General features: G+C 46.2%; 21 protein-coding genes and 4 tRNA genes. 15 read left to right on the forward strand and 10 right to left on the reverse strand.

The genetic code is table 11. The features are described from left to right. Positions 1 to 9 precede the first annotated feature (9 nt). Complete coding sequence (locus tag CF168_RS14670; protein ID WP_011716281.1) at positions 10 to 726, forward strand: YggS family pyridoxal phosphate-dependent enzyme; 717 nt, start codon at positions 10 to 12, stop codon at positions 724 to 726. Here the strand turns inward: CF168_RS14670 and CF168_RS22660 are convergent. Continuing rightward, positions 723 to 851: a hypothetical protein gene (locus tag CF168_RS22660; protein WP_276207210.1), complete on the reverse strand. Its 129-nt coding sequence runs from the start codon at positions 849 to 851 to the stop codon at positions 723 to 725. The two genes, CF168_RS14670 and CF168_RS22660, sit on opposite strands and share 4 nt — an antisense overlap. 96 nt (positions 852 to 947) lie before the next feature. Here CF168_RS22660 and proC point away from each other — a divergent pair, with 96 nt between their 5' ends. The 7 genes from proC (at position 948) to CF168_RS14705 (ending at position 7,127) form a co-directional block, all read left to right on the forward strand. Next, complete coding sequence (gene proC, locus CF168_RS14675) at positions 948 to 1,766, forward strand: pyrroline-5-carboxylate reductase (protein ID WP_011716280.1); 819 nt, start codon at positions 948 to 950, stop codon at positions 1,764 to 1,766. A 75-nt stretch (positions 1,767 to 1,841) separates the two neighbouring features. Further along, positions 1,842 to 2,390: a YggT family protein gene (locus tag CF168_RS14680; protein WP_011716279.1), complete on the forward strand. Its 549-nt coding sequence runs from the start codon at positions 1,842 to 1,844 to the stop codon at positions 2,388 to 2,390. After that, the gene (gene yggU / locus CF168_RS14685) at positions 2,390 to 2,680 is read left to right on the forward strand and encodes a DUF167 family protein YggU (protein WP_011716278.1); all 291 of its coding nucleotides are present in this window, start codon (positions 2,390 to 2,392) and stop codon (positions 2,678 to 2,680) included. The genes CF168_RS14680 and yggU overlap by 1 nt, the downstream gene beginning before the upstream one ends. 68 nt (positions 2,681 to 2,748) lie before the next feature. Beyond that, positions 2,749 to 3,183, forward strand: a complete 435-nt coding sequence (locus CF168_RS14690; protein ID WP_011716277.1) for a DUF4426 domain-containing protein — start codon at positions 2,749 to 2,751, stop codon at positions 3,181 to 3,183. Positions 3,184 to 3,352: 169 nt separating this feature from the next. Continuing rightward, on the forward strand, positions 3,353 to 3,970 hold the full coding sequence (gene rdgB, locus CF168_RS14695) for an RdgB/HAM1 family non-canonical purine NTP pyrophosphatase (protein WP_011625625.1): 618 nt from the start codon (positions 3,353 to 3,355) through the stop codon (positions 3,968 to 3,970). Beyond that, the gene (gene hemW / locus CF168_RS14700; RefSeq protein ID WP_011716276.1) at positions 3,970 to 5,127 is read left to right on the forward strand and encodes a radical SAM family heme chaperone HemW; all 1,158 of its coding nucleotides are present in this window, start codon (positions 3,970 to 3,972) and stop codon (positions 5,125 to 5,127) included. The genes rdgB and hemW overlap by 1 nt, the downstream gene beginning before the upstream one ends. A 152-nt stretch (positions 5,128 to 5,279) precedes the next feature. Then, positions 5,280 to 7,127 carry a DUF885 domain-containing protein gene (locus CF168_RS14705; RefSeq protein WP_011716275.1) on the forward strand — a complete coding sequence of 616 codons (1,848 nt, stop codon included), beginning with the start codon at positions 5,280 to 5,282 and terminating at the stop codon, positions 7,125 to 7,127. A 622-nt stretch (positions 7,128 to 7,749) separates the two neighbouring features. Here the strand turns inward: CF168_RS14705 and CF168_RS14710 are convergent. The 5 genes from CF168_RS14710 to trmB all read right to left on the reverse strand — a co-directional run bounded on the left by CF168_RS14710 (position 7,750) and on the right by trmB (position 12,112). Then, positions 7,750 to 8,691 carry a LysR family transcriptional regulator gene (locus CF168_RS14710; protein WP_011625622.1) on the reverse strand — a complete coding sequence of 314 codons (942 nt, stop codon included), beginning with the start codon at positions 8,689 to 8,691 and terminating at the stop codon, positions 7,750 to 7,752. 418 nt (positions 8,692 to 9,109) lie between these two features. After that, positions 9,110 to 9,931, reverse strand: coding sequence for a YggN family protein (locus tag CF168_RS14715; RefSeq protein WP_011716274.1), 822 nt, complete (start codon positions 9,929 to 9,931; stop codon positions 9,110 to 9,112). A 178-nt stretch (positions 9,932 to 10,109) separates the two neighbouring features. After that, a complete protein-coding gene (gene glsB / locus CF168_RS14720; protein ID WP_011621971.1) occupies positions 10,110 to 11,024 on the reverse strand; it encodes a glutaminase B in 915 nt (304 codons plus the stop codon). Then, on the reverse strand, positions 11,024 to 11,350 hold the full coding sequence (locus CF168_RS14725) for a YggL family protein (protein ID WP_011621970.1): 327 nt from the start codon (positions 11,348 to 11,350) through the stop codon (positions 11,024 to 11,026). The genes glsB and CF168_RS14725 overlap by 1 nt, the downstream gene beginning before the upstream one ends. Positions 11,351 to 11,395: 45 nt before the next feature. Beyond that, positions 11,396 to 12,112 (reverse strand): tRNA (guanosine(46)-N7)-methyltransferase TrmB, encoded by a 717-nt coding sequence (gene trmB, locus CF168_RS14730; protein ID WP_011621969.1) that lies wholly within the window; start codon positions 12,110 to 12,112, stop codon positions 11,396 to 11,398. A 179-nt stretch (positions 12,113 to 12,291) separates the two neighbouring features. On the opposite strand from trmB, the gene mutY reads away from it, so the two are divergent. Together mutY and CF168_RS14740 are read left to right on the forward strand one after the other, a co-directional pair. Continuing rightward, positions 12,292 to 13,410, forward strand: coding sequence for an A/G-specific adenine glycosylase (mutY, locus tag CF168_RS14735; protein WP_011716273.1), 1,119 nt, complete (start codon positions 12,292 to 12,294; stop codon positions 13,408 to 13,410). 9 nt (positions 13,411 to 13,419) lie between these two features. Then, the gene (locus tag CF168_RS14740) at positions 13,420 to 13,698 is read left to right on the forward strand and encodes an oxidative damage protection protein (protein ID WP_011621967.1); all 279 of its coding nucleotides are present in this window, start codon (positions 13,420 to 13,422) and stop codon (positions 13,696 to 13,698) included. An 84-nt stretch (positions 13,699 to 13,782) separates the two neighbouring features. Here CF168_RS14740 and CF168_RS14745 read toward each other — a convergent pair whose 3' ends face one another. Both CF168_RS14745 and CF168_RS14750 read right to left on the reverse strand, forming a co-directional pair. Continuing rightward, entirely contained in the window at positions 13,783 to 14,358 is a 576-nt protein-coding gene (locus CF168_RS14745) for a YceI family protein (protein WP_011716272.1), read from the reverse strand. Between the two features lie 4 nt (positions 14,359 to 14,362). Further along, on the reverse strand, positions 14,363 to 14,914 hold the full coding sequence (locus CF168_RS14750; protein WP_011716271.1) for a cytochrome b: 552 nt from the start codon (positions 14,912 to 14,914) through the stop codon (positions 14,363 to 14,365). Between the two features lie 388 nt (positions 14,915 to 15,302). On the opposite strand from CF168_RS14750, the gene CF168_RS14755 reads away from it, so the two are divergent. The 4 genes from CF168_RS14755 to CF168_RS14770 all read left to right on the forward strand — a co-directional run bounded on the left by CF168_RS14755 (position 15,303) and on the right by CF168_RS14770 (position 16,096). Next, positions 15,303 to 15,378, forward strand: a tRNA-Phe gene (locus CF168_RS14755). Positions 15,379 to 15,384: 6 nt separating this feature from the next. After that, a tRNA-Thr gene (locus CF168_RS14760) sits at positions 15,385 to 15,460 on the forward strand. Positions 15,461 to 15,938: 478 nt separating this feature from the next. After that, positions 15,939 to 16,014: transfer RNA gene (locus CF168_RS14765), tRNA-Phe, on the forward strand. A 6-nt stretch (positions 16,015 to 16,020) separates the two neighbouring features. Next, positions 16,021 to 16,096 (forward strand) — tRNA-Thr (locus CF168_RS14770). Between the two features lie 57 nt (positions 16,097 to 16,153). Here CF168_RS14770 and CF168_RS14775 read toward each other — a convergent pair. Next, positions 16,154 to 16,339, reverse strand: coding sequence for a hypothetical protein (locus CF168_RS14775; RefSeq protein ID WP_011716270.1), 186 nt, complete (start codon positions 16,337 to 16,339; stop codon positions 16,154 to 16,156). 153 nt (positions 16,340 to 16,492) lie between these two features. Between CF168_RS14775 and CF168_RS14780 the strand changes: the two genes are divergently transcribed. Beyond that, the gene (locus CF168_RS14780; RefSeq protein ID WP_011716269.1) at positions 16,493 to 16,837 is read left to right on the forward strand and encodes a DUF3634 family protein; all 345 of its coding nucleotides are present in this window, start codon (positions 16,493 to 16,495) and stop codon (positions 16,835 to 16,837) included. A 94-nt stretch (positions 16,838 to 16,931) separates the two neighbouring features. Here CF168_RS14780 and CF168_RS14785 read toward each other — a convergent pair whose 3' ends face one another. Beyond that, positions 16,932 to 17,141: a hypothetical protein gene (locus CF168_RS14785; protein ID WP_086017243.1), complete on the reverse strand. Its 210-nt coding sequence runs from the start codon at positions 17,139 to 17,141 to the stop codon at positions 16,932 to 16,934. Positions 17,142 to 17,147: the final 6 nt, after the last annotated feature.

A 17,147-nucleotide genomic window follows, 5' to 3' on the forward strand; every position in this document is an offset into this window, starting at 1 on the left:
AATTACATCATGACAACAATAGCAGACAGACTCGCAGTCGCCCAGAGCAGGATCGCGCAAGCGGCGCAAAAATGCGCACGCCTACCTCACAGTATTCGCTTACTTGCCGTCAGTAAGACTAAACCCATGGAAGATATTATAGCAGCCTATAATGCGGGCCAGCGTTGCTTTGGCGAGAACTATGTTCAAGAAGGTGTGACAAAAATTGAGGCGCTAAAGGCCACGCACCCTGATATTGAATGGCATTTTATTGGGCCACTGCAATCCAATAAAACCGCTTTAGTCGCCCAGCACTTCGATTGGATGCATACCCTCTCGCGGGAGAAAATTGCCCAGCGCCTCAATGAGCAGCGCCCAGCACACCTTGCGCCGCTCAAGGTGTGTATTCAAATCAACATCAGTGATGAATACACAAAATCCGGTATCGATGCCGAGCAGATGCTGCCACTGGCCGATAGCATCAGCCAATTACCCCATTTACAACTGCGGGGCTTAATGGCGATTCCCAGTGCCACCAATGACATCGCGCAGCAGACCGACGAACTCAGCAAGCTTAAGCAGTTATTCGATACATTAAAACAGCATTATCCCGCGGTAGATACTCTCTCCATGGGCATGAGTAATGACTTAGACGTCGCTGTTGAGTGCGGCTCAACCATGGTGCGTATCGGCAGCGCCATCTTTGGTGAACGGGATTATGGTGTAAAAGACACCACCAGCAATTAATCGGTACGGATTAAACCGTCATCACTGATGCTAAGGGAAATGACAGAGATAGCCAAAGGTGCGCCAGCAAAATCGGCTTTAGCCTTGTTTTTAGTGGCTAAAGCCCAAATACTGTTAGAGAACATTAAATAGAAATTTTTATCCGGCCTAATAACGCTAATTCAATGATATTAATGCTGAATGTTATCCACTCAGCCTAGGCCAGACATTATGGGGTACACATGAGTCAACAAAAAATCTGCTTTATCGGTGCGGGCAATATGACCCGTAGTATTATCAGCGGCTTAATTCGTAGCGGCTATCCTGCTGCGCTAGTGCAAGCTACCAATCCTAGCCAAGGTAAACTCGATGCCCTCGCCGCCGACTTTGGTGTGCGTGTATCCCAAGACAATTTCAGCGCCGCCCAAGATGCCGATGTCATCGTATTATCCGTCAAGCCGCAGTTGATGGAGCAAGTCTGCCAAGCACTGCAAGGCATTGATATGTCTAACAAGCTGGTCATTACCATTGCCGCAGGGATTAAAGCAGAGCGCTACAGCCAATATTTAGCGCAATCCATTACACTGGTTCGCACTATGCCAAACACGCCCATGCAAATCGGTGTTGGTATGACAGGTCTCTACGCGCCGCAGCCCCTCTCTGATGCCCAACAAGCCATTGCCGAACGCTTGATGTCCAGCGGCGGAGAAATTGTGTGGGTGAATGAGGAGTCAGAGATTAATCAAGTGATTGCCCTTGCGGGTAGTTCACCTGCCTATTTCTTCCTGCTGATGGAATCTATGATTGATGCTGGCAAGCAAATGGGCATGGATGAAGCCAAAGCCAGAAGCTTAGTACAGCAAGCGGCCCTCGGTGCTGCTATGATGGCAAAGCAAAATCCTGAGCTTACGCTGGGTAATTTACGGGAGAATGTCACCTCGAAGGGCGGCACAACAGCGCAAGCCATCGCCACATTTGAAGCGGCGGATCTCCGTGGTGTGGTCAAAAATGCGATGGAAAACTGCATCAAACGTGCAGAGGAAATGGCCAATACTTTTTGATCCAGCAATGGCTGGGTGACTCACTCACTTTTAACGCGGGCGTTTTTAATCGGACTCATATAGGCAGAAATCTCGATGAATGCATTAACCTTTTTGATCAGCACACTCTTCGATTTGTATTTGATGGTGGTGATATTACGGATCTGGCTCCCCTTGGCCCGTGCCGATTTTTATAATCCCTTCAGTCAGTTTGTGGTCAAAGCCACTCACCCGTTGATCGCACCTATGCGTCGATTAATTCCTTCAATGGGAAGATTCGACACTTCTTCATTTGTGCTCGCCCTATTAGTGGTGATGGTCAAAGTGCTGCTGATAAGTCTTATTGCCGGCGGCGGTATTGATATAGTGCTGTTCTTTGTGTTTGCGCTTGTTACTGTCATCAAGCAGGCGGGCATTTTGCTCTTCTGGATGCTGATCATTCGTGCAATTTTAAGCTGGTTCAATCAAGGCTATAACCCCATTGTGATGATCATGGGACAACTAACAGAGCCCATTTTAGCACCAGTGCGCCGCATTATTCCGCCCATTGGTGGCTTAGATCTGTCGGTGATGTTAGTGATTATCGGCATGAACTTTATCAACATGCTGTTGGCGCAATACGTACCATTTTGGGCCGTGATTTAATGAGCGCAGTCATTATGCAGCAAGGTGACTTGCTGCTTAATTTGTATATTCAACCCAAAGCGAGTCGCGATCAGATAGTTGGGCTACACGGTGATGAGTTAAAAGTCGCCATCACAGCACCGCCTATCGATGGCAAGGCCAACGCCCATTTAAGCAAGTATTTAGCCAAGGCCTTTAAAGTCCCTAAAAGCGATGTTCACATCCTTAAGGGCGAATTAGGACGTCATAAGCAGGTACGCATTAGCCCCCCCAAAAACGTCCCCGCAGAAATCGCGACACTGCTCGAATAAACACAGCGTTGGAAGTCTCCTTCCTGCGACCTATACTCAAGTAATCCCTCATATGAAGGTACAACATCATGTTACGTAATCTCCTTATTATGCTCGCCTTAACCGCAAGCCTGTGCGGTATCGCTAATGCCGAGCAAAAAGAAACCGTCGGTAATTTCGACATTCATTACATGGCGCTGGGCAGCACTTTTTTAACGCCTAGTATTGCGAAATCCTATGGCATCGAACGCAGTAGCTACAGAGGCATCATTAACATTGCCGTATTAGATATGAGTGAAGAAGGCTCACCCGCAGTGCCCGTGGAAATCACTGGCGTAGCCAATAACCTACTCGATGCACGTATCGATTTGAAATTTAGAGAGATCCGTGAGGGTAAGGCGATTTACTACATCGCCGAAGTACCTTACCGCGACGATCAAGAAATCAATTTCAACATCGCCATCAAACACGGCAACCAACTCAACACCAATCTGCAGTTTAAGCAAAAGTTCTACGTCGAATAATCTCAACCTCACAAGGCAGGACGATACTAAGGATACTAAGTTTCGTCCTGCCTTTTTCTGTCCTTTACCGCCAAGCTTGGGTATCATTGCCGCATACAGTCCAATGACATCGCTCAATGTTCACACTCAGTGACATACAGCCAAGAGCGCCCAATCCAATAGGTATTCCATGCAACAAATCGTCCTCGCCAGTGGCAATAAAGGTAAACTTGCCGAATTCGATCAAATGCTCGCCGCCTATGGCGTAAAAGTGCTGCCACAAAGCCAATTTAACGTTAGCGAAGTGGCTGAAACGGGCACCACCTTTGTCGAAAACGCCATTATCAAAGCCAGACATGCGGCGCAAATTACCGGACTTGCCGCCATTGCCGATGACTCGGGATTAGAAGTCGATTTACTCCAAGGTGCACCGGGCATCTACTCTGCGCGCTATGCGGGGGAAAATGCCAAGGATCAAGACAATGTGTTAAAACTCTTAGACACATTAAAGGATAATCCTGCGCCGCGTACGGCCAGATTCCAATGCGTTTTAGTCTATATGCGCCATGCGAAGGACCCAACGCCCATCATTTGCCAAGCCTCTTGGGAAGGCCAGATCGATTTCGTGCAACGGGGTGACAACGGCCATGGTTACGATCCGATTTTTATTCCAGAGCACCACGATTGCAGCGCCGCGCAAATGAGCAGTGACGAAAAAAATGCCTTGAGTCACCGTGGTAAAGCTTTAGTGCAACTGATTGCTGCCATGCAGGAAAAAGGCGTATTTACCGACGGGAACGCCCAATAATGTCAGTGAATGTGTCACCTCAGTTAACCCTGCCGCCGTTGAGCCTGTACATCCATATCCCTTGGTGTGTACAAAAATGCCCTTACTGCGACTTTAACTCCCATGGGCAAAACGGTGAATTACCCCAAAAGGCCTATGTGGATACGCTGCTAGCGGACTTACGCCAAGACTTGCACTTAGTACAAGGCCGTAAGTTACACACCATTTTTATTGGTGGTGGAACGCCGTCTCTGTTTGATGCTAATCAAATCAAACGGATATTGGATGGCGCCAATGCGCTCATTCCCTTCAGTGACGATATTGAAATCACCATGGAGGCCAACCCTGGCACCCTAGAGCACGATGACTTTAGTGCCTACCGCGCCGCAGGGGTCACCCGATTATCCATTGGGGTGCAGAGTTTCTCTAAGGATAAGCTCAATCTGCTGGGGCGGATCCACGATCAAAACGAAGCCCAAACCGCCGCCCAAAAAGCCAGCCAAGCGGGTTATTTAAGTTTTAACTTGGATTTGATGCACGGACTTCCGAATCAAAGTTTTGCTGAGGCCATGGCGGATATAGATACCGCTGCGGCGCTCAATCCGCCGCATTTGTCTTGGTACCAACTGACGATTGAGCCCAATACCCTGTTCCACTCAAAACCGCCGCAGCTGCCCGACGATGAAGATCTCTGGCAGATCTACGAACAAGGGCAACAAAAGTTAGCGGCACTCGGTTATGAACAGTATGAAATCTCGGCCTATGCCAAACCCGGTTATCAATGCAGGCATAACCTTAACTATTGGCAGTTTGGTGATTACTTAGGCATTGGCTGTGGCGCCCATGGCAAAGTGACCTTGCCCGAAGAAAATCGCATTATTCGCACGGTAAAAATCAAACACCCTAAGGGGTATTTAGCTGCCGACAACTATCACTTCGAGCAGACTGAGGTCGCCGAAGAAGATCGCGCCCTCGAATACTTGATGAATCGTCTGCGCTTAATGACACCTATCCCTAAGCAAGAGTTTGAAGACAGAACCGGTTTACACCGAGATTCTTTGAAAGAGGGAATGGAAAAGGCCAAACAACGGGGTTTACTCACCGAATCTGCTGAACATTGGCAATTAACCAGTAAAGGTCACATGTTTGTGAACGATTTACTGACGCAATTTTGTTAATTCACCAATTAAATTTCCCATATAAATAATGTGTTAGCCTAGGTTTCTCGATGAGACATCTTTTATGGCTAACACATTTTCTAACATTTATATTCATACATTTTCCCCCTGCTTCTTTAGAATTACCTGAACATTGTTAAGGAAGCCTGATCATGCCAATAAAAACGAACATCAGCTTAGTCGCATTTACCCTCTCCGCCCTGCTAGCACTGCCTTCCTATGCGGTGCCGACCTTAAGTGACTCACATAATGTGGCCAGTGCAAGTGTTGCAGCCCAAAGCGAGTCAGAAAAAGCCAACGCCTTGTTTGAAGCCATCTTCATGGAAAACATCATGGCAAGCCCCATTGCGCAAACCTATATGGGCATTAAGCAGGACTATGATAAGTGGGACGACATTGGCGATGAAGCGGATGCCCGTGAGTTGGCGCGTACCAAGAAACAGCTAACCGAAGTGAATCAACTGGATGCGAGTAAGCTTGATCCACAAACTCGCCTAAGCCTGACGTTACTCACTCAAAACCTGAATAACGATATCAAAGACTATCAGTGGCGTTACCATAACTACCCAGTAAATCAGATGCATGGTGGCCACTCGATGATCGCCTCCTTCCTGATTAATCAGCACCAGATCACCGATGTCAGCGATGCTAAGGCCTATATCAGCCGCTTAAATGGCGTGCCCAAACGCCTAAGCCAACTGCAACAGGCGCTAGAAGTGCGCGCTGATAAAGGCATTATTGCCCCTAAATTTGTGTTTGGTTACGTGATATCTGACAGCCAAAACATCATTAAAGGCGCCCCCTTCGATAAAGGCGAAGACAGTGCCTTGTTAGCGGATTTTCGCAAAAAAGTGAGCGCACTCAGCATCACTGAAGCAGAAAAAGCCCAACTTATTGCCGATGCAGAAAAAGCACTGGTTTCGCAAGTTGAGCCTGCATACAAGACGCTTATCGCCTATATCAAAACCTTAGAAGCCAAGGCCGATACCCGCGATGGGGTTTGGAAACTCCCCGACGGCGAGGCGTTTTATAACAATGCCCTTGCGCGCACCACGACTACCCAAATGACGGCGGATGAAATCCATCAACTTGGTCTTGCCGAAGTGGAGCGCATCCATAATGAAATGCGCGCCATCATGAAAAAGGTGAATTTTAACGGCACCTTGCAAGAGTTCTTCGCCTTTATGCGCGATGATCCGCAGTTCTATTATCCAAATACCGCCGAAGGCAAAGCGGCATATTTAGCAGATGCAACCAAGCTTATCGATAATATGCGCTCACGCTTGGATGAAGTCTTTAAGGTCAAGCCTAAGGCGGCCATGATAGTCAAACAGGTTGAAGCCTTTAGGGAAAAATCCGCGGGTAAAGCCTTCTATGAGCAACCTGCGCCCGATGGATCTCGCCCTGGTAGCTACTATGCCAACCTCTACGATATGAAAGCCATGCCCAAATACCAGATGGAAGCACTGGCTTACCATGAGGGGATCCCAGGCCACCATATGCAAATCGCTATCTCGCAGGAGCTAAAGGATATTCCTAAGTTCCGTAAGTTTGGTGGCTATACCGCTTATATCGAAGGTTGGGGGCTCTACAGTGAGTCTTTCCCGAAGGAGATGGGCTTATATGCTGACCCTTACTCCGATTTTGGTCGACTGGCGATGGAGTTATGGCGAGCTTGTCGTTTAGTGGTCGATACAGGGATCCACGCCAAGAAATGGACCCGCGAACAAGGGATAGCTTATTACGTCGATAATACCCCTAACGCAAAATCCGATGCGAAGAAAATGGTCGAACGTCATATCGTTATGCCATCGCAAGCTACTGCCTATAAAGTTGGGATGATTAAGTTACTCGAACTGAGACACAAGGCGGAAAAACAACTGGGTGATAAGTTTGATATCCGGGATTTCCATACTTTAGTCTTGGCAAATGGCGCGCTGCCTTTAGATGTACTGGAAGAGCAAGTCGATCAATGGATTGCTAGTGTTAACAAAGCCTAAGCTTGAAACCGTGGGAGGCTAACGCTAGCCTCCCTTGAACGCCTTGCCAATAAAATCGTTAAATCGCAGCCAATAAAAAAGCCACTATTAAGTGGCTTTTTTATTGGATTTATCACCGGCTAGGTCATAAAACCCTATCTCACTGTGGGTCACTATATTTGATGTATTAAGCAAGTAGCTAACACTCGGTGTGACTTTAGGGTACAGAGAGACAAAACTCGTTTCCCGCACTCAACCATCAGAAAAAAATTACCTCAGCCTAATGAGCTGAGGTAAACCAAAAACTAGGATGATGGTTTAAAAGCCAACATTGTTTTAGTTCGCAAACTTCTGCTGGCTGTGATCCGAAACTGCATTGCTGCCAACCTGTACGCTAATACCAAAAGGGGTCATTTCCAGTAAAAGTGTAGGACTCAGGTCATTCCGAATCATCTGGCAACCATTGTATTCATTTAAGAACAGACTTCAATACGCCTACTAAAAAGCTGTTTTAGATAACCCTAAAAAACCAAACTAAAATACAAACTAATCTCGACGCAAATAATTGATTTTAAATGAATTTCAAAACCATCAAACTCTCTAGAAATGCATTAACCGCATTTTAAGAACAATGTTTCCAAAATTACTGACGTTCACTGAAGAGTTCCGCATAGGGAATGTCCCAATAAGGCGGATTACCAATGTGGTCTTTAATAAACTCAATGAAAGCACTCACCTTAGGCGCTAAGTGTTTACGGCGTGGGTAAACGGCCTGTAGCGGTAAATGATGAGTCAGTTGCCAATCCCTCAGCAGCGGCACTAAGGTGCCCTTAGCGATTTCATCTTCCATCAAGTAGCTGGCAAGATATACAACCCCTAAGCCACTGATTGCGGCTGATTTTAAAGCAGGAGCGTTATCCACTCTAAAGTTACCAGAGACACCTATCTCACAGTAATCATCGCCCTTTTTAAACTGCCACATGCTGTGCTCATGCCACTCGCCTTGATACACCAAGCAGTTATGGTCGACCAATTGTTCAGGGCGCGACGGTTCGCCATGTTTCGCAATGTAATCGGGGGAGGCAACGAGGAGGAACTGACACTTCATCAAAGGGCGCGCCACCATACCGAGAGGAAGCTGCTCAGACATAGTCAACAATAGGTCTAAACCTTCGCTGACCACATCCACCTTATGATCTAATAAGCTGACTTGCAGCTCTAGCTCAGGGTGTTTTGCCATAAATGATGGCAGTGCGGGAATGATATGCATAGCGCCAAAGGACTGGGAAATCCCCACCTTTAACACGCCGCGGGTGGCATCGTTTAAGTTATGCACGCTAGCAATGGCCTGTTCGGCATCGCGGAGCAACTCTTCACCTTGCAGATATAACAAATGTCCAGCTTCAGTCAGACTTAAGCTTCGGGTGGTACGCTGGATCAGTTGAACACCGAGTCTATGCTCGAGATCGGCGACCTGCGTACTGACCTTAGATTTAGAGATCCCAAGCCTTCTTGCGGCGGCACTAAAACTACCAGCTCTGGCCACATGAGTAAAAATCGCAATAGGTTCTAACAGTTCTAACATGGAAAGTCGCCTTAAGCAGTTTCGACAGTGATATTAACTTTCGGAATAGCATAGGAATGCAGCACAAATGCCTCAAAGCATCCCTCAATGCCTTAATATCTCACAGCAATTGGGTTAGTTGTAGAGATTTAGCCCGAAAAAGTCCGCTAAAGTAGAGTGTTCTATCTGACTGAATTGCCAGCTTTTCATTATATTTTAAGAGTATACCAAACATTAGTCTTTAGAATGTAATATTCCATAGTAAATAGCCGCAAGCAATCAGATTAATATCAATCCGTTTGGCTAAAATGAATCAAGAAAAAGCCCCAGACACTTAACGTACTGGGGCTTTTTCATTTATATCACGGCATTGATAGTGTCAGTTAGGTCGACTTTACCTGGTTCAAACCCGTTTAGGCCTTAACTACCCTTGCGAGCATTATTCACGTAATTCACGGTGCGTGTTTTGCGTCAACACATAGGGTGCTAACTCAGGCACTTCTTTACGCAGTTGATTTTCAAGCACGAGCAGGTTTTCAAAACGGTCACACAAACGGTCGGCTTTCGCTTCAATCCCCTTAGACTGGGACTCAATTTGCTGCTCAATATCGTCGCCTAATCTATCCATTTTTTGTGAGAATGCGTCCATCTTGGCTTCGAAGGATTCACCGTCGCCGGCAAGAATTTGGCCGCCGATATTCATCATCAGAGTGCCAATGGAGTTTTGCACGATTTGCTCCATTTCCCGTTCAAATTCATCGTTAAAGGTGTTTTGCATCGACTCTTCGGTCGCGCCAAGGTAAAAACTATCGCCTTGCTTGTAGGCTACGGTATCGACACGCTTCTGCACGCCCGCCATCATCTCATCAAACTTGGCGCCTGCGGCATCACCCATCAGTGGCGTTAATGCCATACTCACAGCTTGAGAGGCCAGTGCAACCGCTTCATTCACTAATTCAATGACTTCAGGAACCTGAGTCGATACCTCATCGGCATATTGGCTCACGAGCTTTTTCTGTTTGTCGGTTAAGGTGACCTGTTTGCCTTCAACATATAACTTGTCGACCTCGATGCGATACTTCTCGGCGCCCTTCTCGCTCATCACTAATTTTTTAGGCTCGACTCTCACATCATAATTAAGGGAAACCTCACAGCGCTCATCAATTTGCGGCTCGGTTTTCGCTTGTGCTGATTGCCAGCCTGAAGCGCCTAAAATAACGCCCGATAATGCCACTCCAGTTAATAGCGTATTTATCTTCATTGTTGTTCATCCTTTAATCTGAGGGATTCGACTAAGCTAACATGCTAAAAGACGAATAGCAGAAGACATGCCAACTTTGTAACAATATGATTAGTATGGAGTTATAAAAATTAGCACCGATAGCAGATTAGTGAATTTCACTAATAGTTAGCCTAACAGTGCTAATAGAAGAGTTAAATCAGAAGATTGAACGTCCGAGGCGCTGGCTAAGATGCTCAAGCATCGCCGTCCCCGCGAGGGAGTTACCTTGATTATCTAATTCGGGTGACCAAACGCAGACCGAGAGTTCCCCAGGGATCACCGCAATAATGCCGCCACCGACACCGCTTTTACCCGGCATACCAACACGATAGGCAAACTCACCGGCGCCGTCGTACAAGCCTGAGGTTGCTAACAGGGCATTTAACTGCCGAGTCTGCACCTGCGAAATAAGCTCAGTGCCATCTAAGGTTTTACCGCGATTGGCTAAATACAGCATCGCCCGCGATAGGTCGGCGCAATTCATTTTTAAGGCGCAATAATGAAAATAAGTGCGCAGCACTGTATCGACATCGCCTTGAAAATTGCCGAAGGATTTCATCAGATAAGCGATGGCCGCATTACGTGCACTGTGCTGATATTCAGAATCCGCGACTTGCTTATCGAAACAGACTTTATCGTTTTGGCTCAGCGCCCTGACCAATTCCAACATCCGATGCTTAGGTGCCCCTAAACGGCTCTGTAATAAGTCAGCGATGACTAATGCGCCAGCATTAATAAAGGGATTGCGAGGTTTACCCCGCTCGAGTTCAACTTGGACTAATGAATTGAAGGAGTGTCCCGAGGGTTCTTTGCCGACGCGGCTCCAAATTTCGGTTTCTTCATATAAAGTTAGCGCTAAGGTTAAGCTGAAAACTTTAGAAATACTTTGAATTGAAAATGGCTCAAGGTAATCGCCTGCGCCTATGGTTTCACCGTCGATTGTGGTCACGGCAATGCCCAATTTACCAGCATCAACATTGGCGAGCGCAGGGATGTAATTAGCAACCTTTCCTTGGCCGAGCAAGGGTCGAACTTTGTCGACCACTTCCTCTAATAACGCCTGTTCTGGCATTAACTCCACCAGATATCGTACAGATCGCTAACTTCGAGTTGAGTCACTTTTTGACCCGCCCAGAATGCCTTCACTGCAGCAACATCTTCCTCGGTGCACTTACCGATAGTTTGGGTAGCAATAATACCTTCCCACTCGATATGACCACCGCCGTGGAAACCTAACTTACGGGCTTCAATGACTTCATCGATAAACTTATCGACCGTTGCATCAATATCGGCTTCAGAGACAGATGCATCGAAGGTCCAAGTAATGTCAAAACCTAACTCTTGGAATTCATCAACGCGCATTTTCTTACGTAAACGACGGCTACGATTCTTTGCCATAGTGATTTTCCCCGTTGTGTTAAAAAATAAAATCAATAAAAGATGTTAAGCGATACGCTCAAACATCAGATCCCACACGCCATGGCCGAGGCGATGGCCGCGAGCTTCAAATTTAGTCAGTGGACGATGATCTGGACGCGGCACCACGGTACCATCGGCGGATTGGTTTTTGTAACCATTGGCCGCATTCATCACTTCCAGCATATGTTCGCTGTAGTTTTCCCAGTCGGTCGCCATATGGAACACGCCGCCAATCTTCAGTTTACGGCGAATAAGCTCAGCAAACTCCGCCTGCACGATACGGCGCTTGTGGTGGCGCTTTTTATGCCACGGATCAGGGAAGAACAATTGCACGCGCGCAAGGCTGCCATCGGCGATAGCATGTTCTAACACTTCCATTGCATCATGGTGATACACGCGAAGATTAGTCACCCCAGCAGCGGCAGCGTCACTTAAGCATGAACCCACGCCAGGCTTATGGACTTCAATACCGATAAAGTTCTGTTCTGGAGCTTCTTGTGCCATTTGTACTAAAGAGGCGCCCATGCCGAAACCGATTTCCAGTACGGTATCGGCTTCGCGACCAAATACTTCGGTCAGGTTTAATGGTGTTGGGCTGTAATCTAAGCCCATTGTTGGCCACTGAGTCTCAATGGCTTGCGCTTGACCTTTAGTCAAACGACCTTCTCTTAGGACAAAGCTTCTGATCTTACGCAGATACTTGCCTTCTTCATTAAATTCAGCGGTAGTGACTTCGCTCATTTTTGCCTCGTCTCGTGGACAACACCATCTAAAAAGAAGGGCATTATCCAAAGTTCAACTTACAGTGCAAGCACTAATGGAGGCGAAGTATAACAAGATTATCCTAGAGAGCGAATCTAGGCCGATTTTTCGATGGGGTGTTACTTGTTTGCCAACCAATCTCCCGCTACACTGCGCCGATGAAATCTACAGCCTCCTTTGCTACACGTATCGTTAATTGGTACGACACCCACGGTCGTAAAACCCTCCCTTGGCAGCAAGATAAAACCCCATATCGAGTATGGGTTTCTGAGATTATGTTGCAACAAACTCAGGTAGCGACTGTAATCCCCTATTACCAGCGTTTTATGGCACGTTTCCCCGATGTGTTAGCCCTCGCTAACGCGCCGGATGATGAAGTACTGCATCATTGGACTGGGCTTGGTTATTACGCCAGAGCTCGCAATCTACATAAAGCCGCTAAGATGGTTCGCGATCTGTATCAGGGGCAATTTCCAACAGACTTTGAGCAAGTGTTAGCGCTGCCAGGTATTGGCCGCTCGACAGCAGGTGCAGTGTTATCCCTATCACTTGGGCAACATCATCCGATCCTTGATGGCAATGTTAAGCGCGTATTAGCAAGACATGGCGCGATTGCGGGCTGGCCCGGTCAAAAACCTGTGGAAGAACAACTCTGGCAATTAACCGAGCAGTTAACGCCAGAGCAGGATATTCAAAAATATAACCAAGCCATGATGGATATTGGTGCCAGTATTTGTACTCGCAGCAAACCCAATTGTGCCGCTTGCCCAGTGGCTATTGATTGCAAAGCTCAATTAATGGGAAGACAAACTGAGTTCCCCGGTAAAAAGCCTAAGAAAACTATCCCAGAGAAAGCCGCTTGGATGTTGGTTTTACTCAAAGATAACCAAGTCTTCTTGGCTAAGCGCCCTCCTGCCGGCATTTGGGGCGGACTCTGGTGCTTCCCCGAATTTAGTACTCAAGCCGCACTCAATGCAGAGCTTGAGGCCCAGGGTTATCACGCCGCACAACTCGAACCATTAATCGGTTTTAGGCATACCTTTAGCCATTTCCATTTAGATATTCAGCCCATGCTACTGAATTTAGATAGCCAAGCAAATGGCTACGACAAGCAAACCTTGGGTATGCAGAGCGTGGGCGCAGTCATGGAACAAAACCAGTCTCTCTGGTATAACATCAATCAACCTTCCAAAGTGGGACTCGCCTCCGCAACCGAGCGCGTGTTGGCCAACTTGGGATCACTCGTAGCTATTGCTAGCAACCTCGACAGTCAGTAAGGAATAATCATGGCGCGTACAGTCAATTGCGTATATTTAAACAAAGAAGCCGACGGCCTAGACTTTCAACTGTATCCAGGTGATTTAGGTAAACGTATTTTCGATAACGTCAGTAAAGAAGCTTGGGGCCTATGGCAGAAAAAGCAGACCATGCTGATCAACGAAAAGAAGCTCAACATGATGAATGTTGATGATCGTAAATTTTTGGAAGAACAAATGACCTCTTTCCTCTTCGAAGGTAAAGACGTGGAAATTGAAGGTTTTGTGCCTGAAAAGGGTCAGGAATAAGCCTAAGCGCCTATCCATAAAAGCAAAAAAGCGCCCAAAGGCGCTTTTTTATTCGCTGATAAATGCAGCTCAGTAGCGTTAAGCTTACTTACGCACGCCTTCTACCACTAAATCTAACTCAACATTGGCAGACGCTGGGCCTAAATCCATCTTGATACCGTAATCTTTCATCGCAAACGTGGTAGTACCGGTAAAACCTGCACGGTATCCGCCCCAAGGATCTTGACCTTCGCCCACAGCATGCGCTTGGATTGCCAACGGTTTAGTCACACCGTTTAGCGTGAAGTTACCTGTGATAACCATATCGCCATTGCCTTTGTCTTCAACCGAGGTCGAAACGAAAGTCGCTTCTGCAAATTTAGCAGTATTCAAAAAATCGCCACTACGGATGTGCTTATCACGCTCGGCATGGTTAGAGTCAACGCTTAAGGTGTTCACTTTAACATTCACTTTAGCTGCCGTTGGATTTTTAGCGTCGTAGCTGAAATCACCGCTGAAATCGTTAAAACGACCGACGACATAGCTATAACCTAAGTGACTTACTTTAAAGGTAATAGATGCATGAGCACCTTCGCGGTCAATTACATAATCGGCGGCAGATGCAGCCATTGGAGCCAGTAAAGACCCACCAATCAAAGCAGCTAATAGTTGTTTTTTCATTATATTATCCTCGGTTAAATTTAATCATCTTGAGTAGTGTTGAATCTTTATCGATAAAATGGTGCTTTAACGCGCCTAACGCATGCAGTAAAACCAGAGCAATCAAGCTGTAGGCGGCATATTGATGAATATCCCCCGCGATATCAGCCTGATTTTCAATCAGTGGCGTTAGGCCGGGTAACTCAAACCAGTCAAACACCATAATTCCACGGCCCTCTGCCGTCGAAATCAAAATACCTGCGGCCATAATCACTAGTAATAAGAGGTAAATCGCGCCATGGGCAATGTGGGCGCTAACCTTTTCCCATGTCTGGTGATTTTGCTCAGGAGCGGGCTTTGGATTAACCAAACGCCAAACTAAACGAAACAGGGTTACCGCCAGCAGCAAAACTCCAATGCTTTTATGCCAATGTGGCGCCGTTTTGTACCATGCACTGTAGTAGGTCAATTCCACCATCCACACACCGACGGCAAAGAGTCCAATCACCACAACCGCACTTAGCCAATGGCTGGCAATAGCAATAAGTCCATAATTCAACTTAGTATTTCTAAACATATAGCTACCCCACACCTCTGCACTTAAGTCGCACAATCAAATAATAGTCATTATCATAAAACGAAAATTAAAAACTAAAATCAGTAAAAATCGCTCATATCTTTCTAAAATTCAGAAAGATTAACGCTATTATGGTATTAACGCTGATTGTGGGGCTTAAACGGGTCACTCACGCGGCTGGAAATACAACTTTGAGGCATCAAAAAGGCTCATTCCCAACTGGTTTATAGATAAAAAACAGCCAAAGTGCACATTAAACAGTCGAACACATCATTTATCAGGAAAAAGCACTTGCAGAGGATAAACACCCTCGTTAATATAGCCGCACTTCGAACGAGGCAGCATTAAGTTGTCGGTTTAAAGTAGTCAACTAACGCTTAGTTTAGTTGCCCGAATAGCTCAGTCGGTAGAGCAGAGGATTGAAAATCCTCGTGTCCCTGGTTCGATTCCGGGTTCGGGCACCACCATTCGCCGGCATAGCTCAGTTGGTAGAGCAACTGACTTGTAATCAGTAGGTCCCGAGTTCGACTCTTGGTGCCGGCACCATAGAAAACAAAAAAGCCACTCACTGAGTGGCTTTTTTGTTTCTGGGATTTGGATGAGTTCAAACTCCTTCAATGTTCGATGTTCAATGCAACTACGTTACGACTAACCAGCTATCAATCATTTAAACAGTGCTTAAGTTCGGTTCTTGGGCATGACGTCATATAAACAAAATACTGATTAACAGCTTAGTACTTAGCACTGCGAATATTTAAAATTCCCAGTCATCCACAGCCGTTTTACTCATTTATCCCACGACTAAATCGAATTAACCCATTGGAATTAACCCATTGATAGTTCGGCCAAGTAAACCATTCGCATCTCTATAAAGCCTTAAATAAGGCGCTTTTTGTTTAATACTTGGTCAGTCGAATTAAAAGGACTTGCACAGTGAAAGCGAGCACTATATGATACGCGCACTTCGAACGAATGGGGTGTTAAACACTCGGTTTGAAGTAGTTAACTAACGCTTAGTTTAGTTGCCCGAATAGCTCAGTCGGTAGAGCAGAGGATTGAAAATCCTCGTGTCCCTGGTTCGATTCCGGGTTCGGGCACCACCATTCGCCGGCATAGCTCAGTTGGTAGAGCAACTGACTTGTAATCAGTAGGTCCCGAGTTCGACTCTTGGTGCCGGCACCATAAAAAACAAACAAGCCACTCAATGAGTGGCTTTTTTGTATCTGTGATTTTAGTAATTTACTTAGTCAGCTCATGCACTATCGGCCTATCCCCTGCCTGCACTTGATGTTGCAAATGCCGCCAACCATGGGTCAACTCATTAAGCGGTTCTTTTCGTTCTGGAAACTGTGCAGATAATTTATCAATAATATCAATTTGTTTTTTGCACAATAACGACCAACGGTCTGCATTCGATAGGTACATGGCGTTTTCCTTAACTGAGGGAGTACATTTCCTGAGCAGTTTAAGACTAGGCCAAATTCATTCCATTGCCAAATAAAAATTGCGTGTTAGCGCACTGTTAAAAGCCATAACTCCAGAGTATCTTTGTCCTATAAACATAAGAGAGGAGGCATTATGACAGCCACGATTTTAAAGCTCGTTTTTATCGCTATTGGTTTGTTTCTGGTTTATAAGCTGATTTTTGCAGGTAAGAAAGGACTGACAATTTTTGAAATGCATTTTAAAGATGGCCGCATGACTCAGCATAAAGGCAAAATCCCAGAACGCTTCGAGCGCGAATGCCGCCAACTGGCCAAAGCGGAAAAGTTGACTTGCACTATTCGAGCCGAAAAAAGCTCCGGCGTGCGTCTACATATTTCTGCCAATGTGAATGACAACTTACAACAGCGGATCCGTAACCAATTTCCCTTTGAGTATTACGATAAAAAGGCGGTCGACAATAGTCGTCAAGCGGGTTAATTTTCAGAATCATCAGCCCTTATGTCAAAGTAAGGGCTGCACAATTCACTTAAACTCTTTTGAGTCACTCAAACTCTGTTCAGATTTATCAACCTTAGAATTTAATCGGATCCTTTGGCTCTAGCTTTCCATCTTCGCGCGCATCACGAACACGGCGCTCATTATCCTGCACCATAGGATCGCTAATGGGTTGATTGGGATCAGCTTGCTTTTCTGAAATATCTTCAAAGCGAAAATCAATATTTGAGCAAGCAGTTAAAGAAAGGTTTGCGAGTACCGCCAATAAAATCCAATGCTTTTTCATCGTAAA

The organism is Shewanella bicestrii, assembly GCF_002216875.1.
GTDB lineage: Bacteria > Pseudomonadota > Gammaproteobacteria > Enterobacterales > Shewanellaceae > Shewanella > Shewanella seohaensis.

Bases quoted from the DNA above. Each gene is read 5' to 3' on its own strand.
- CF168_RS14670 (WP_011716281.1), top strand. From the start codon at position 10: ATGACAACAATAGCAGACAGACTCGCAGTCGCCCAGAGCAGGATCGCG.
- CF168_RS22660 (WP_276207210.1), bottom strand. From the start codon at position 851: ATGTTCTCTAACAGTATTTGGGCTTTAGCCACTAAAAACAAGGCTAAA.
- proC (WP_011716280.1), top strand. From the start codon at position 948: ATGAGTCAACAAAAAATCTGCTTTATCGGTGCGGGCAATATGACCCGT.
- CF168_RS14680 (WP_011716279.1), top strand. From the start codon at position 1,842: ATGAATGCATTAACCTTTTTGATCAGCACACTCTTCGATTTGTATTTG.
- yggU (WP_011716278.1), top strand. From the start codon at position 2,390: ATGAGCGCAGTCATTATGCAGCAAGGTGACTTGCTGCTTAATTTGTAT.
- CF168_RS14690 (WP_011716277.1), top strand. From the start codon at position 2,749: ATGTTACGTAATCTCCTTATTATGCTCGCCTTAACCGCAAGCCTGTGC.
- rdgB (WP_011625625.1), top strand. From the start codon at position 3,353: ATGCAACAAATCGTCCTCGCCAGTGGCAATAAAGGTAAACTTGCCGAA.
- hemW (WP_011716276.1), top strand. From the start codon at position 3,970: ATGTCAGTGAATGTGTCACCTCAGTTAACCCTGCCGCCGTTGAGCCTG.
- CF168_RS14705 (WP_011716275.1), top strand. From the start codon at position 5,280: ATGCCAATAAAAACGAACATCAGCTTAGTCGCATTTACCCTCTCCGCC.
- CF168_RS14710 (WP_011625622.1), bottom strand. From the start codon at position 8,691: ATGTTAGAACTGTTAGAACCTATTGCGATTTTTACTCATGTGGCCAGA.
- CF168_RS14715 (WP_011716274.1), bottom strand. From the start codon at position 9,931: ATGAAGATAAATACGCTATTAACTGGAGTGGCATTATCGGGCGTTATT.
- glsB (WP_011621971.1), bottom strand. From the start codon at position 11,024: ATGCCAGAACAGGCGTTATTAGAGGAAGTGGTCGACAAAGTTCGACCC.
- CF168_RS14725 (WP_011621970.1), bottom strand. From the start codon at position 11,350: ATGGCAAAGAATCGTAGCCGTCGTTTACGTAAGAAAATGCGCGTTGAT.
- trmB (WP_011621969.1), bottom strand. From the start codon at position 12,112: ATGAGCGAAGTCACTACCGCTGAATTTAATGAAGAAGGCAAGTATCTG.
- mutY (WP_011716273.1), top strand. From the start codon at position 12,292: ATGAAATCTACAGCCTCCTTTGCTACACGTATCGTTAATTGGTACGAC.
- CF168_RS14740 (WP_011621967.1), top strand. From the start codon at position 13,420: ATGGCGCGTACAGTCAATTGCGTATATTTAAACAAAGAAGCCGACGGC.
- CF168_RS14745 (WP_011716272.1), bottom strand. From the start codon at position 14,358: ATGAAAAAACAACTATTAGCTGCTTTGATTGGTGGGTCTTTACTGGCT.
- CF168_RS14750 (WP_011716271.1), bottom strand. From the start codon at position 14,914: ATGTTTAGAAATACTAAGTTGAATTATGGACTTATTGCTATTGCCAGC.
- CF168_RS14775 (WP_011716270.1), bottom strand. From the start codon at position 16,339: ATGTACCTATCGAATGCAGACCGTTGGTCGTTATTGTGCAAAAAACAA.
- CF168_RS14780 (WP_011716269.1), top strand. From the start codon at position 16,493: ATGACAGCCACGATTTTAAAGCTCGTTTTTATCGCTATTGGTTTGTTT.
- CF168_RS14785 (WP_086017243.1), bottom strand. From the start codon at position 17,141: ATGAAAAAGCATTGGATTTTATTGGCGGTACTCGCAAACCTTTCTTTA.